The sequence below is a fragment of the Halorientalis sp. genome, from assembly GCF_028275115.1.
In the GTDB taxonomy this organism is placed as follows: Archaea; Halobacteriota; Halobacteria; order Halobacteriales; family Haloarculaceae; genus Halorientalis.
Genome location: NZ_JAQCNH010000041.1, coordinates 70,778 through 83,917, shown reverse-complemented (window position 1 = coordinate 83,917; position 13,140 = coordinate 70,778). Strand labels below are relative to the sequence as shown.

General features: G+C 67.9%; 13 protein-coding genes. 8 read left to right on the top strand and 5 right to left on the bottom strand.

What is annotated here, in order from left to right; translation table 11 throughout:
* From Q0964_RS07220 to Q0964_RS07200, 5 genes are all read left to right on the top strand, one after another.
* Window positions 1–801 (top strand): MFS transporter (locus tag Q0964_RS07220; protein WP_299265360.1); only part of this gene is annotated, 801 nt, incomplete at its 5' end.
* A gap of 103 nt (window positions 802–904) precedes the next feature.
* Window positions 905–3,142, top strand: a complete 2,238-nt coding sequence (gene mutL / locus Q0964_RS07215; RefSeq protein WP_299265357.1) for a DNA mismatch repair endonuclease MutL — start codon at window positions 905–907, stop codon at window positions 3,140–3,142.
* Window positions 3,143–3,247: 105 nt separating this feature from the next.
* Window positions 3,248–4,219: a sugar kinase gene (locus tag Q0964_RS07210; RefSeq protein WP_299265354.1), complete on the top strand. Its 972-nt coding sequence runs from the start codon at window positions 3,248–3,250 to the stop codon at window positions 4,217–4,219.
* A gap of 114 nt (window positions 4,220–4,333) precedes the next feature.
* Complete coding sequence (locus tag Q0964_RS07205; RefSeq protein ID WP_299265351.1) at window positions 4,334–5,554, top strand: carboxypeptidase-like regulatory domain-containing protein; 1,221 nt, start codon at window positions 4,334–4,336, stop codon at window positions 5,552–5,554.
* A gap of 103 nt (window positions 5,555–5,657) precedes the next feature.
* Window positions 5,658–7,007 carry an MFS transporter gene (locus Q0964_RS07200; RefSeq protein WP_299265349.1) on the top strand — a complete coding sequence of 450 codons (1,350 nt, stop codon included), beginning with the start codon at window positions 5,658–5,660 and terminating at the stop codon, window positions 7,005–7,007.
* A gap of 1 nt (window position 7,008) precedes the next feature.
* Here Q0964_RS07200 and Q0964_RS07195 read toward each other — a convergent pair whose 3' ends face one another.
* Window positions 7,009–7,782, bottom strand: a complete 774-nt coding sequence (locus tag Q0964_RS07195) for an SDR family NAD(P)-dependent oxidoreductase (RefSeq protein WP_299265346.1) — start codon at window positions 7,780–7,782, stop codon at window positions 7,009–7,011.
* A 273-nt stretch (window positions 7,783–8,055) separates the two neighbouring features.
* Window positions 8,056–9,234 carry an MBL fold metallo-hydrolase gene (locus tag Q0964_RS07190; protein WP_299265343.1) on the bottom strand — a complete coding sequence of 393 codons (1,179 nt, stop codon included), beginning with the start codon at window positions 9,232–9,234 and terminating at the stop codon, window positions 8,056–8,058.
* A 95-nt stretch (window positions 9,235–9,329) separates the two neighbouring features.
* On the opposite strand from Q0964_RS07190, the gene Q0964_RS07185 reads away from it, so the two are divergent.
* Window positions 9,330–9,953, top strand: a complete 624-nt coding sequence (locus Q0964_RS07185) for a hypothetical protein (protein ID WP_299265341.1) — start codon at window positions 9,330–9,332, stop codon at window positions 9,951–9,953.
* A gap of 18 nt (window positions 9,954–9,971) precedes the next feature.
* Here the strand turns inward: Q0964_RS07185 and Q0964_RS07180 are convergent, their stop codons facing one another.
* The 3 genes from Q0964_RS07180 to Q0964_RS07170 form a co-directional block, all read right to left on the bottom strand.
* Window positions 9,972–10,406: an acyl-CoA thioesterase gene (locus Q0964_RS07180; RefSeq protein WP_299265338.1), complete on the bottom strand. Its 435-nt coding sequence runs from the start codon at window positions 10,404–10,406 to the stop codon at window positions 9,972–9,974.
* Window positions 10,407–10,480: 74 nt separating this feature from the next.
* The gene (locus tag Q0964_RS07175) at window positions 10,481–10,843 is read right to left on the bottom strand and encodes a DUF8159 domain-containing protein (protein WP_299265336.1); all 363 of its coding nucleotides are present in this window, start codon (window positions 10,841–10,843) and stop codon (window positions 10,481–10,483) included.
* A gap of 42 nt (window positions 10,844–10,885) precedes the next feature.
* Complete coding sequence (locus tag Q0964_RS07170; RefSeq protein ID WP_299265334.1) at window positions 10,886–11,488, bottom strand: DUF6663 family protein; 603 nt, start codon at window positions 11,486–11,488, stop codon at window positions 10,886–10,888.
* 104 nt (window positions 11,489–11,592) lie between these two features.
* On the opposite strand from Q0964_RS07170, the gene Q0964_RS07165 reads away from it, so the two are divergent.
* Together Q0964_RS07165 and Q0964_RS07160 are read left to right on the top strand one after the other, a co-directional pair.
* On the top strand, window positions 11,593–12,195 hold the full coding sequence (locus Q0964_RS07165) for a hypothetical protein (RefSeq protein ID WP_299265331.1): 603 nt from the start codon (window positions 11,593–11,595) through the stop codon (window positions 12,193–12,195).
* A 30-nt stretch (window positions 12,196–12,225) separates the two neighbouring features.
* Window positions 12,226–13,140 carry a cobalamin-binding protein gene (locus Q0964_RS07160; RefSeq protein WP_299265329.1) on the top strand — a complete coding sequence of 305 codons (915 nt, stop codon included), beginning with the start codon at window positions 12,226–12,228 and terminating at the stop codon, window positions 13,138–13,140.

Genomic DNA, 13,140 nt, shown 5'->3' with positions numbered 1-13,140 from the left:
CCGTCCTCGCTGTACATGGTCGGGGCGGCCGTCGGGACGGCAGGCGCGTTCGGGCTGGGCCGGCCCGTCATCGGTCCCCTCTTCGGTGGGTGGCGGCCGCTCTTTCTCTGGAGCGGCGTCGCCGCCATCGGCTACGCGGTCGTCTGGCTGGCGGTCGTCCAGGTCGTGCCGATCGGCGCCGGGAACGGAGCCACCGGAGGCGCGAACGCGTCGACCTCGGTCCGGACGGACCTCCGACGGGTGCTGGGCCATCGCGACCTCCGGCTGATGGTCGTCCTCGGGGTCGTCTATCTCGCGCTGGTCCACGGGTTGCAGGGCTGGCTCCCGACGGTGCTGGAGGCGCGCGGTCTGTCGGCCGACCGGGCCGGTCAGACGACGACCCTGCTCGTGGGCGCGAAGGTGGTCGGCGTGCTGGCGATCCCGACCCTGGCCGACCGGGTGAACGCCCGACGGGCGGCGGTAATCGGCTGTGGCGGGCTCGCGGCCGTCGGCGTCGCGGGCGTCATCGCTGGCGGTGCTACGGCCGTCGCGGCGCTGGGTATCGTGATCGCCGGCCTCGGCGTCGGCGGGCTCTCGCCGCTGATCCGGGCGATCCCGCCGAACCTGAAGGGGATCGGGCCGGAGTTGACCGGCGTCGCCATCGGGCTCGTGTTCGCCGTCGGGGAGATTGGGGGCTTCCTCGGCCCCGTGCTGGTCGGGACGCTCCACGACCTGACGGGTTCGTACGTGCCCGGTCTCGGCGTGCTGGTCGGCGGCGGCGCGGTCGCGGTCGTCGTCGGTGCGACGCTGGGCGACGTGTAGCGGTCGCCTCGCCGGTCGCCGCTCCGTTCGTGGCCTCGTGTGCTTCGCGTACTCGGCCTCGCTGCCGGCATACTCAAGTGCGTGAAACCGTCAGCAGTTACTAATGAGCGAGGACGGGACGATCAGGGAACTCGACGGACAGACCGTCGAGCGCATCGCGGCCGGGGAGGTCGTCGAGCGCCCGGCCTCGGTAGTGAAGGAACTCGTCGAAAACAGTCTCGACGCAGACGCCGGGCGCGTGTCCGTTGCGGTGAAGTCGGGCGGCAAGAACGGCATCCACGTCGAAGACGACGGGGTCGGTATGTCACGGTCCGAGGTCCGGAAAGCCGTCGAGGAGCACACGACATCCAAGATTCGAGACGTCGAGGATTTAGAGGCCGGCGTCACGACGCTCGGCTTTCGAGGCGAGGCGTTACACGCCGTGGGAGCGGTGTCGCGGGTGACCATCCAGACGCGGCCGCGGGAGGGAGACACGGGAACCAGGCTCCGCGTCGAGGGCGGCGAGGTGACGGCCGTCGAGCCGACCGGCTGTCCGGCGGGGACGACCATCGCGGTCGAGGACCTGTTCTACAACGTCCCGGCCCGCCGAAAGTACCTCAAACAGGACGGGACGGAGTTCGCCCACGTCAACACAATCGTCACGAGTTACGCGCTCGCGAACCCTGGCGTGGCCGTCTCGCTTTCACACGACGGCCGGGAAACCTTCGCCACGACCGGACAGGGCACCCTTCAGGGCGCCGTACTGTCGGTGTACGGCCGCGACGTGGCCGAGGGGATGGTCGCGGTCGAACCGGACGGTGCCGACGACGTTCCGGACAGCCCCCTCGACGGCGTTTCGGGCCTGGTGAGCCATCCCGAAACCAACCGGGCCAGCCGCGAGTACGTCACGACCTACGTCAACGGCCGGTACGTCCGGTCGTCGACGGTTCGGGACGCGGTGGTCGAAGCCTACGGCAACCAACTCGCCCCCGACCGCTACCCCTTCGCCGTCCTCGACCTCTCCCTGCCGGCAGATACCGTCGACGTGAACGTCCACCCCCGCAAGATGGAGGTTCGTTTCGCTGACGCCGAGGGTGTCGCCGACCAGGTCCGGACTGCCGTCGAGGATGCCCTGCTCCGCGACGGACTGATCCGCTCGTCGGCCCCCCGCGGCCGGAGCGCGCCGGAACAGACCGAGATTTCCCCCGACCGCGACGGCGCGACCGGCGAAGCCGACCCGGACGCGGTGACGGGTCGGGACGGAGGGGAGACCGAAGCAGAAGAGAGCCCTGCAGCGCCGGAGACGACGGCACAGTCGCCTATTGGGCCGGACGACGTGCGGGACGCCGACCCGGAGCGAACGACCGGGGCCGACACCGGATCGGCCGAGACGGGGCGCGACACCGGTGAATCCGGGAGTTCAGCGGGCGAGCGGACCCGGAGCGATGGAAACGACCGGGCGACGGCCGAGACGGGGCGCGACACCGGTGAATCCGGGAGTTCAGCGGGCGAGCGGACCCGAAGCGATGGAAACGACCGGGCGACGGACGAGACGGGTGCCGAGTCGGCACCCGGCAGGGCCGAGTCGGGAACGACCAGTGGAGACGGCTCGACGGACCTCCACGACGACCGACGGTTCCGACCGGGGACCGACCAGGCGCGGCTGGGCGACGGAGAGCCGGCGAGCAGTGAGCGCGAGTCGTTCGACCGGCTCCCGTCGATGCGCGTTCTCGGTCAGTATCGGGACACCTACTTCGTGGCCGAGACCGACGACGGCCTCGTCCTCATCGACCAGCACGCGGCCGACGAGCGGGTCAACTACGAGCGGTTGCGCGAGCGCTTCGCAGCGGGGGCGACGAGTCAGGCGCTGGCCGACCCCGTCGAGTTGTCACTCACGGCCAGAGAGGCCGAACTGTTCGAGGAGTACGAGCCAGCGTTGCGACGACTGGGCTTTCGGGCCGAACGGACGGACGAGAGCGAGGCTCGGGGGGTCTCGGACTCCGCGAGCGGTGACGAACCCCGAGCACGGACCGTCGAGGTCCGGACCGTGCCGGAACTGGTCGCGCAGGCGGCCGGCCCGGAACTGATTCGGGAGGTGTTGTCGGCATTCGTCACGGGCGAGTCGGCGGCCATCGAGACCGTCGACGCGGCCGCCGACGACCTGCTCGCGGACCTGGCCTGTTACCCCTCGATTACCGGCAACACGTCGCTGTCGGAAGGCTCGGTCGTCTCGTTGCTCTCTGCGCTGGACGACTGCGAGAACCCGTGGGCCTGCCCGCACGGGCGGCCGGTCGTCATCGAGTTCGACCACGAGGAGGTCGAACGTCGGTTCGAGCGTGACTACCCGGGACACGGCGGCTGAGCGTTCCGGGGCGGGTGTCGGCGGTCACCGCGGTGCCGTCGGGCGGTGGTGTCGACGTGCCAACTCACCACACGAACTAAACCTCCCGACTCCGATGGTGTGGATATGACACAGTTGGTGACGTTCGGGGAGGCGGTACTCAGGCTGTCGCCGCCGCCGACGGCGCGACTGGAGACGGCCGAACAGTTCGACGCGTGGACGACGGGGGCTGCGAGCAACGCCGCGGTCGCGGCGAGCAGACTGGGGACCGACGTGACATGGCTGTCGAAGCTGTCGGACACGCCGCTTGGTCGGCGGGCGGTCTCGACACTGCGTGGGCACGGGCTCACGACCGACGTGACGTGGGCCGATGCCGGCGAGAGCCGACAGGGACTGACCTTCTACGAACCCGGGGCCACGCCGCGGGAGAGTACCGTCGTCGACGACCGCGACAGGACGGCGCTCGAATCGATTGAGCCGGGCGGATTGCCGATGGGCACCGTCCAGGACGCCGATGCGGTGTTCGCCAGCGGCGAGTCGCTGGCGCTCTCCGGAGACGTGGTCGAGACGACACAGGCGGTGTTGCGGGCCGCCGGCGGCACGTCGGTCCTCGGGCTGAACCACAGACCCGCCCTTTGGTCGGGCGAGGCGGCCCGGGAGACGGTCACGGAACTGTTCCCGGCGGTCGACGTGTTCGTCACCAACACCGAGGAAGCAAAGCGCGTGCTGAAACAGACCGGCAGGCCGCCCGAGGTCGCCCACCAGCTCGCCAACGAGGGTGACTTCGAGACGGTCGTGATGACCCGGGGCGAACGCGGGGCGCTGGTCTGGCACGACGCGACGATCCACGAACGCGACGGCGTCGAGACCGACGCCATCGACACGACCGGACAGCAGGGTGCCTTCGTCGGGGCGTTCCTGGGCCGCCGGCTGGCCGGCGACGACATCGCCGACGCCATCGCTCACGGGGTCGCCGCGGCGGCGCTGACCCGCACGATCCACGGCCCGGTTCCGACAATCGACCCCTCGGAAGTCGAACACCTCATCTCGGACCTCGACGACGGGACGCCAGGCGCCAGCGGTGGGCCACTCAGATAACCCGAGAGAGGACAGTTCGAGAGCGTCGGTCCCGTCCGCGCAGTAGTCGGTTCGGTGCGACGTCGGGCGATGACAGCCGACAAAGGTATATGAGAGTGTTCCGACTCACCGGGCATGGACCGGATAGCGACGTTGCTTCTGGCGGTCGTCGTCGTGGTCTCCACCGTTCCGGCGGGAGCGGCCGCGGAAGGGACGCAGAGTGACCCCGTCACGCTTACTGTCACGGTCGAGAACGAAGCAGGCCTGGCGGTCGGTGGTGCGGAGCTGACCGCGAGCTGGGACGGCGGCAACCGGACGGCGACGACCGCCTCGAACGGCCAGGCGCTGATCGACGTGCCACGTGGCACGGACGTGGACATCGCCGTCCAAAGCGACGATTTCGTGCGGAACACGCCGTACGAAGTCGACGACGTCGGCGACGAGTCGGCGACGGTCACCGTCGCGGAGAAAGGCACCGCGACCGTCAGGGTCCTCGACCGAAGCGGCGCGCCGGTCAACAATGCCGCTGTCCAGTTGTTCCACGACGGCGAAACCGTCGTCAACGCCCGGACGAACGCGAACGGAATCTACCAGTCCGACGCCATCGAACAGGGAGAGTACGCGCTCCGTGCGTTCAAAGAGCGGTACTACACCAACGGGAGCACTCTCGAGGTGACCGAGAACACGTCGGTCTCGACCCGCATCGAAACTGGGTCCGTGCTGGTGACGTTCGACGTGCGAGACGACCAGTTCGACCCCGCGCGGCCGGTCAAAGACGCGGTCATCTCTATCCCAAAGTTCGGCGTCACGTCACCGACACTCGCCGACGGCGAAGCGACGACCAGCGTCCCCGTCAACACCGAGTTCGAGGTCGAAATCACGAAAGACGGGTACGAAACGGCGACGGAGACACTGGACGTCGACGAACAACAGACGAGCCTGAACGCCACTATCCAGCGCGAAGAGGCGATCAGACTGAGCGTATCGAACTCACAGGTCGTCGTCGGTGAGAACGTCACCGTCGACGTGGAGAACGAGTACGAGACGGTCATTGAGGGCGCGACAGTCACCGTCGACGGCGAAGCCGTCGGGGAGACCGACGACAGGGGCGAACTCACGTTCGGCATCGAGAGTGCCGGCGCCAACACCATTCGTGTGGAGTCGGAAGGCCTCGAAGACAGCGCGACCGTCGAAGGGTTCAGTCCCGACGAGGGAACGCCGGAAGAGACCGCGACTGAAGCCGAGACGACCGAAGACGAGTCGACGACGTCCAGCGGTATCGGCCCCGGATTTACTTCTATCGCCGCCCTCGTGGCTGCCCTGCTCGCCGTCCTCGTCCTGCGACGACGTGGCTGATGGCCCGGTAGCTCGAGCCCTCGGCTGCAGACTCAGTTTGTGAACGTTTCACACTGTAACGGTTGGAACCGAGATTTAATTCGATGAGTTCCCACAATGGCGTATGGCCGACGCCACTGGAGAGGCGCGTGTCGAAGACAAGGGCGAGAGCGTGGTTGGGACACTCCGAGCCTTCTTCGCGCTCGAGCGGGACGTGTTGGTTCTCTCGGCGGCGATGTTCGCGTTCAGTCTCGGCTTCCAGATGGCCGGGCGGTACGTGCCCCGCTACATGAGTCTCCTGGGAGCCGGCGGACTGGCAATCGGACTGTACGGCACTGTCGGCAACCTCATCAGTGCGCTCTATCCCTACCCCGGTGGGGCTGTCTCCGACCGGGTCGGGTCGCGGCTGGCCCTGACGGCGTTTGGACTGGCCTCGACGGTCGGCTTCCTGGTGTGGCTTGCCGCGCCGCTGTTCGGGACTCTGACTGTCGACCTCTCCGTTCTCCCGCTCGTGACCGTCGAGGCAGTCGTCCTCCCGGTCGGGATATTCCTCGGACTCTTTTTTGTGCAGGCCTGGAAGTCGTTCGGGCTGGGCGCGACGTTCGCGGTGGTCAAGCAGGCCGTCCCGCCCGACCGACTGGCGACCGGGTTCGCCAGCACGGAGACCGTCCGCCGACTGGCGTTCCTCGTCGGCCCGCTGCTCGCCGCGGCGCTAATCACCGTCTTCGGATTCGGCCTCGGGTTCCGGGCGGTCCTCCTCGTGGCCGCCGCGTTCGGCCTGGTCGCGACGGTGGCCCAGCACGTCCTCTACGACTCCAGCGACGACAGCCTGGGAAAGTCCTTCGAGGGTGTCTCGGCGGTCGCCGACGATTTGCGGTCGATGCCGCCAGCGCTTCCGCCCCTGCTGGCGGGCGACACCCTGGTGCGCTTCGCTAACGGTATGGTGTACGTGTTCTTCGTCATCGTCGTCACGGAGTTTCTGGCGGTCGACGTGACCCTCCCCGTCGTCGGCTTCCTCTCGCCCGACGCGTTGTTCGGTGTCCTGCTGGCAGTCGAGATGGTCGTCGCCCTGCTGTCGATGGTGCCGATGTCCAGGCTCGCGGACCGCGTGGGGCTGAAACCCGTCGTCGCGCTCGGCTTTGCCGTCTACGCCGTCTTCCCGGTCCTGCTCATCAACGCCCCCGCGGACCCGTGGGTCGTAGGGCTCCTGTTCGCGTTTTCGGGGCTCAGATTCGCCGGCCTACCCGCCCACAAAGCACTGATTGTCGGTCCGGCAGAACGGGACGCCGGCGGCCGGGTCACGGGCGCGTACTACCTCCTGCGGAATACGATTACCATCCCCAGCGCACTGGTCGGGGGCTACCTCTACGACGCCGCCTCGCCCGAACTGGCCTTCGGCGTGGCGACGGCCATCGGCCTGGTCGGGACCGGCGTGTTCCTCGTGTTCGGCGAGGAGTTCGACCCCGACCAGTGAGTCATCCGCCGCCGGAGGCCCGGTAGCCGCCGTCGACGAGCAGGCCCTCGCCGGTGATCCAGGAGGCTTCCTCGGACGCCAGGAAGACGATAGCGTCGGCGATTTCCTCGGGTTCGCCGAGTCGACCCAGCGGGTAGCCCTCCTCCATTTTTTTGCGGGCGGCCTCGGGGTCGTCCGAGGTGGCGAGCATCTGCTCGACCAGCGGCGTGTCGGTGAACCCGGGACAGACCGTGTTGGCACGGACGCCGTCCTGACCCGCTTCGGAGGCGATGGCGCGGGTGAAGTTCAGCACCGCGCCTTTGGTCATCGAGTAGGCGGCGTTGCGCGGCAGGCCGAAGACGGAGGCCAGCGAGCCGACGTTGACGATGGCGCCGTGGCCCTGTTCTTTCATGAGCGGGAGCGCGGCGTGACAGCCGTTCCAGACCCCCTTGAGATTCACGTCGATGACGAAGTCACGCATCGACTCGTTGATCTCTTCTACGACCGCAGGCGGGTGGCCCGTCCCGGCGTTGTTGATTATCACGTCCAGGCCGTGCTCCTCGTGGACGGCCTCGACGGCCGCCTGGAACTCGTCGGCCTGAGTCACGTCGACGCGGTGGGCTTCCGCCCCGCCCGTGTCGAGTGCGTCGACCTTTTCGGCGGTCTCCTCGGCGCTCTCATCGTCGATATCCGTCGCGATGACGTACGCTCCCTCCTCCGCACAGCGCAGGGAGGTTGCCAGTCCGATACCGGACCCGGCACCGGTGATGAACACCGTCTTGTCTTCCAGTCGCATGCCCCGAACGATTCGCTCCACCGTCATAAATCTACCAGAATTAGCAGTGGGGGAATTCGGGTTTCCAGAGTTAGCGTGACGTGGATTCTCGGTACTAGCTGGAAACTGTGACGGTTCGAGACGGGAACGACGGTCAGAATCGGGGGCGTGTAAACACGGTGAGAGCGGGCAGAACACCGACGACGAATCCGTCTCCGGAGGGCCGTGACCGACACCTAGTCGATTACCAGTTGTTGGAAGATCTGTCGCTCGTCGTAAATATCTTCCCGTCGCTCACTCCCCGAGCGAGGGGGTCGCGGCGCAGTTGTTCGGGCCGAGTTCGACCTCGAAGGCCGCGTCGTCGTCCAGCCGTTCGAGTCCGAGGTTCGCGGCGACGATGCGCTCGAAGTTGTCGGGCTGGGGCGGTATGTCCCGCATGATCCGGGCAGTGAACTCCGTCCGCTCCATCCCGAAGACGGGCAACCGCTCGCGCAGGTCTCCAAGGGTGGCAACGAAAGCGCCGTCCGCGGCGGGGTCAGTGCCCTCGCCGTAGTGGCCCGGCGCGACCAGCGTGTCGTCGTCGAAGTCGGCCAACCGCTCGGTCAGGGACTCGTACAACTGGGCCGCCAGCGCCTCCGCGCCGCCTTCGCCGCGCTGGAGGTCCGGGCGAGCGACCGATTCGAGAAAGAGGCTGTCGCCCGAGAGGAGCACGTCGCCGGCGGCGAACGCGGTCATCCCCGTGGTGTGGCCGGGCAGGTGGACGGCCCGGAGGGTGGCGTCGCCCACCTGAAGCTCCTCGCCGTCGACGACCGTCGCCACGTCGGACTCAACGCCCCGCTGGACGCTCAGCCGGGGCAGTACGGGGGTCGCGCCGGTCTCGGCGGCCAGTTCCCGGAGGCCGCTGACGTGGTCGGCGTGGACGTGCGTGTCCACGACGGTCGTGATCTCGGCGTCCCGGTCGGTGGCCGCGTCGACGTAGCGGTCGGTGAACGCTCTGAGGGGGTCGATCACGGCGGCTTCGTCGCCGGCGACGACGAGATAAGAGAGACAACCGCTCGCGGGCCGCTGGAACTGGACGACAGTGGGCCCCTCACCGGGCAGTTCGAGCGTGCGGTCGACGCGGGCCCAGCCGTCCATTCCGTCTTCGAGGTTGTGTGCGTCGATGCCGGCCTCGGTGAGCAGACCGGCGACGTAGGCGCTGGCCTCGCCTTTGCCACAGACGACGGTGATGGGGCCCTGGCCGTCGATTTCGGCGGCGCGGTCGGCGACGGTGTCCTGTGCGTCTGCCTGGAGCCACTGCATGTACGGGACCAGGGTGGGCTCGACCGGCTGGCCGGTAATCCGCCAGTCCTCGAACTCGTCGCGGTTGCGCACGTCGAGCAGGCGCACCGGGTCGCCCGCGGCCAGCCGGTCGGCCAGCCAGTCCGGTGACCGCGAGTCGACGGGGGCGTCGGGTTCGGGGTAGTCACTCATGCCCGTGGGTAGATCCCGACGGTGAATAAACGGCCCGACGAGTCGTCGAGAGCCGGCCCCGGAAAGCTAAGCCGCCGGCTCGCCAATTCGGAGGCATGGACGGACAGGAGTTCCTCGACCGGGTGCGCGAGAACGAGCGGACCGCCATCGAACGGCTCGGCTCGGACAAAGCCCTGCTGGCCGCGACCGGTGCCGACCTCGACACCGAGACGGTGCTGGGCGTGCTGGCCGCGACGGAACTGTTCCACGCCGACGCATTCCGACGGTGGACCGCGGAGGCCGACGACGATCGGGTGGCCGACGCCGTCGAGTCCGCCGCCGAGACCGCGACCGACCACGCCGACCGTCTCGCCGCCGACCTGGACGCGGTGCCCGACGGGAGCGGCCTCGAAACTGGCGTCGGTGGGCGGGAAGGGGAGGTCGAGCGGGTGGCGGCCGGCCTCGTGGGGGCGTCGCTGACGCTGGACCGACTCCTATTACAGGCGGTCAACTTCTTCGTCAACGAGGCCGACGAGCAGCGGGCCGGCCTGATCAGGGAGGTCCGAAGCGCGGCCAACGACCGACGGGACGCGGGGCTGGCGCTGCTCGAGGAGGTCTGCGAGACTGACGACGAGTGGGGGCGGGCCGCGACGGCGGCCGAGGATGCCGTCGTGGCGGCTTACGAGGACTACGTCGCGACCCTGGAAGGGCTGGGTATCGACCCGAAACCGGTGTGTTAGGGGTGTCGCGTCGCGGGGTCAGTCGCCGGGCTGTTCCGGTGCCCTCTGCTGAAATGCGGCGACAGCGTCGCGGAAGCCGTCGGGAATGCGGGTCGGCTCGCCGGTTTCACTGTCGACGGCGACGTGGGTGACGGTACCCTCGACGAGCAGTTCGTCGTCGGCCCGCCGGGCGACGTACTCGCCGGTCATGCTGGACTCGCCGATTCGCTCGATTCGGTAGCCGTGCGTCAGTTCGTCGGCGAAACTTGCCTGCCCGCGGTAGTCGATGTCGACGTTGACGACATGCATGTCCCAGCCGGCCGCTTCGACATCCTCGTAGCTGTAGCCGATTTCGCGGAGGAAGGCAGAGAACGTCTCGTCCTGGAATGTGACGTAGTTGGCGTAGAAGACGACGCCCTGCCTGTCGGTCTCCTCGAACCGCACGCGGCTCTCCCAGACGACGGGGACGTTCATATCAGAGGGAGGCGGACGCCCAGCAGTTAATCCTGCCGGTGGGATGTGGCGGTGTGGAGACAGAGGCAGGCCGCTCAGGCTGTCTCGACGGTCTCCAGCACGCGCTGTGAAAACTCGGTCTCAGTTATTTCCTCACGCCCGAGTTGGCGGAACCACGCGGCTTCGGCCTGCCAGGAACCCAGTCGCTCGCCCTCGAGGTCGGTGACGACCGTCCGGATATCGACCGGGTCCCAGCCTTCCGCGCGGAACTCCCGGAGGACGTTACAGAGCCGGCCGATGTCCCGGTCGGGGACAGCAGGGGTGTCCGCGTCGCTCCCGCCGTGAACGGTTTCGTACGTTATCTCGAGGGGGTCACCCCGGTCGAGGTCGGTCACGTAGATACCGTGGCTCACGAGGCGATTCTCGATGCGCTGGTAGATATCCTCGGGGGCGGACATACCGTATGTAGCGGCGAGCGCGGTTTGGCTCTTTTGCCGGGGTCAGGGGTGTTCGGGGTCGTACTCGTCGTGGAGCGTCTCGGCGAGCAAGCCGCCGGCGTCGAGGGCGATGTACACCACGAAGAACGGCTCGGTCGCGGGGCGAATACAGAAGACCTCGTATGGAGGGTCGACGCCGCCAGCCTCGATCTTCCCGAGCATCGGCTCGATAGTTTTGCGGCCGTCACAGAACTCGGCGAACAGGTCCCGCTCGCCGGCCTGCCCGGCAACTGCATAGAGGACGCCGTTTGGTTCGCCATCGGTGTCGTGGGTCGCGGTCGGGTAGATCGGCATCTCCTCGGTGCGAGCCTGCTGGAAGGTCTCCTTGGCGCGCTCGAAGATGTCTGGCGTGTCGTCGGCGGCGAACAGGAGCGTGCGGTTCAGAACGGTCAGGTCGGAGATGGCGGCCGGCTCCTGGCTCCAGTCGAGCGTCGCCTCGACGAGGTTGCCCGGTCGGAGGGCAGCGACTGCGTCGGCCAAGGGCTCGTCGTACCCGTCTGCGCGGACGTAGGTCGGCTGTTCGGTCCCCTGCTCAACGAAGCTCAGCTCCCCGTCCCCGCGGTCACTCCCGTAGACGCGATAGGTCCCGGTTTCGGTCGCCGTCATCGTCAGCAGTTGCCCTGCCGGACATTTAGATTCACGGATACGATACAACCCGGAACCCTAATAGCCAGAACACAAAATCAGGGGGAGAGGCAGAGTGAACGCGCATGGGAAAGGTTTCAATAGCCGGGAGCAAGTTTAATATCGAAGTTGTTTCACGCGGTGAACAGGTCACGTTTCGGCTCGTCGTCGAGTACGAAACCTCGGGAGGGGACCGATTGGTTGGGCAGTCGACACTGCCGGTCGAGTCACGCTCTGAGGTGACGACCGACACGCTGTCGGCGGCACTGACCGAGTGGGCGGACGGGCGCGACGTGGCGACGGTCACCGGGTTCAGCGTCGTCGAAGAGCAGGTCGCGCGTCGTGGTGGCGAGGTGCCGGAGGCCGGGGACGAGACGTTGCTGGTGGAGCCGTCCGAACGGGACGTCGCGTCCGGACAGACCACGCGGAAAGCGACGGCCCGGGCATCGCGGTACGTCGAAGGTGACCACTTGCTCTACTACGAAGGCGGGCCGGAGAGCGCAGTGTACGGGTATACGACCGAAGGGGTCGTCACGGAGGCACCCCCCATCGAACACCAGCATCGCGAGAACGAACCGGACAAAATTCGCCTCAACGTGGGCGAGCGGACGAAACTCGTCCCGCTCGCGTGGGTCATCGGCCACGCCGACGAGGCCGACGAACCGGTCGACAAACCCCGCGATCTCTGACTTTTTCAGGCCGGGGGCCGTAGCACACCCATGCGAATCGTCTCCCTGCTTCCCTCGGCGACGGAGATCGTGTACGCCCTCGGGCTCGAACCCGTCGGCGTCTCACACGAGTGTGACTATCCACCGGCGGCCGCCGACCGGCCCGCGGTGAACCGCTCGCGGGTCGACCCAGAGGCGAGCAGCCAGGAGATCAACGAACAGGTCGTCGACGCCGAACAGAGCGGCGACGGCGTCTACGAGATCGACCTCGACGCGCTCGAACGGCTCGACCCGGATCTGGTGATTTCACAGGGTATCTGTGACGTGTGTGCTGTCGACGAGGTGCTGGTTCGGGATGCAGTCGAACGACTCGACATCGACGCCGCCGTCCTCACGACCGATCCACACAGTTTAGACGACGTGTTCTCGGACATCCGGCGCATCGGTGACGCCACGGGGACGGGTGAGCGCGCCGCGGAACTCGTCGCGGACCTGCGCGAGCGGGTCACGGCGGTCGAGCGGACGGCGGCGGCTGCGGAGAAGCGCCCGCGCGTGGCGGTGCTGGACTGGCTCGACCCCGTGATGGTCGCGGGCCACTGGATTCCCGAAATGGTCGAAATCGCGGGCGGCGAGTACGGTATGGCCGAGTCGGGCGTGCGGTCCGAGCCCCGGGAGTTCGCCGAGGTCTGCGAGTACGACCCAGAGGCGCTCGTTGCCGCCCCCTGCGGGTTCGAACTGGACCAAACCGAGCGGAACCGCGAGGACCTGACCGGCCGCGACGGGTGGGCCAGTCTGACCGCCGTCCGAGCGGGACGGGTCTTCGCGATGGACGGCAACCACTACGTGAACCGGCCCGGGCCGCGGCTGGTCGAGACGCTGGAGCATCTGGCGGCGTGCATCCACCCGGACCTGTTCGACGTGCCGCCGCGGTCGGCCGTCCGGCCGTTCCCGGGCGCGCTGGCCTGA

What these genes read in the sequence shown, in the direction of transcription:
- mutL (WP_299265357.1), top strand. Translation starts at nt 905, where the DNA reads ATGAGCGAGGACGGGACGATCAGGGAACTCGACGGACAGACCGTCGAG.
- Q0964_RS07210 (WP_299265354.1), top strand. Translation starts at nt 3,248, where the DNA reads ATGACACAGTTGGTGACGTTCGGGGAGGCGGTACTCAGGCTGTCGCCG.
- Q0964_RS07205 (WP_299265351.1), top strand. Translation starts at nt 4,334, where the DNA reads ATGGACCGGATAGCGACGTTGCTTCTGGCGGTCGTCGTCGTGGTCTCC.
- Q0964_RS07200 (WP_299265349.1), top strand. Translation starts at nt 5,658, where the DNA reads ATGGCCGACGCCACTGGAGAGGCGCGTGTCGAAGACAAGGGCGAGAGC.
- Q0964_RS07195 (WP_299265346.1), bottom strand. Translation starts at nt 7,782, where the DNA reads ATGCGACTGGAAGACAAGACGGTGTTCATCACCGGTGCCGGGTCCGGT.
- Q0964_RS07190 (WP_299265343.1), bottom strand. Translation starts at nt 9,234, where the DNA reads ATGAGTGACTACCCCGAACCCGACGCCCCCGTCGACTCGCGGTCACCG.
- Q0964_RS07185 (WP_299265341.1), top strand. Translation starts at nt 9,330, where the DNA reads ATGGACGGACAGGAGTTCCTCGACCGGGTGCGCGAGAACGAGCGGACC.
- Q0964_RS07180 (WP_299265338.1), bottom strand. Translation starts at nt 10,406, where the DNA reads ATGAACGTCCCCGTCGTCTGGGAGAGCCGCGTGCGGTTCGAGGAGACC.
- Q0964_RS07175 (WP_299265336.1), bottom strand. Translation starts at nt 10,843, where the DNA reads ATGTCCGCCCCCGAGGATATCTACCAGCGCATCGAGAATCGCCTCGTG.
- Q0964_RS07170 (WP_299265334.1), bottom strand. Translation starts at nt 11,488, where the DNA reads ATGACGGCGACCGAAACCGGGACCTATCGCGTCTACGGGAGTGACCGC.
- Q0964_RS07165 (WP_299265331.1), top strand. Translation starts at nt 11,593, where the DNA reads ATGGGAAAGGTTTCAATAGCCGGGAGCAAGTTTAATATCGAAGTTGTT.
- Q0964_RS07160 (WP_299265329.1), top strand. Translation starts at nt 12,226, where the DNA reads ATGCGAATCGTCTCCCTGCTTCCCTCGGCGACGGAGATCGTGTACGCC.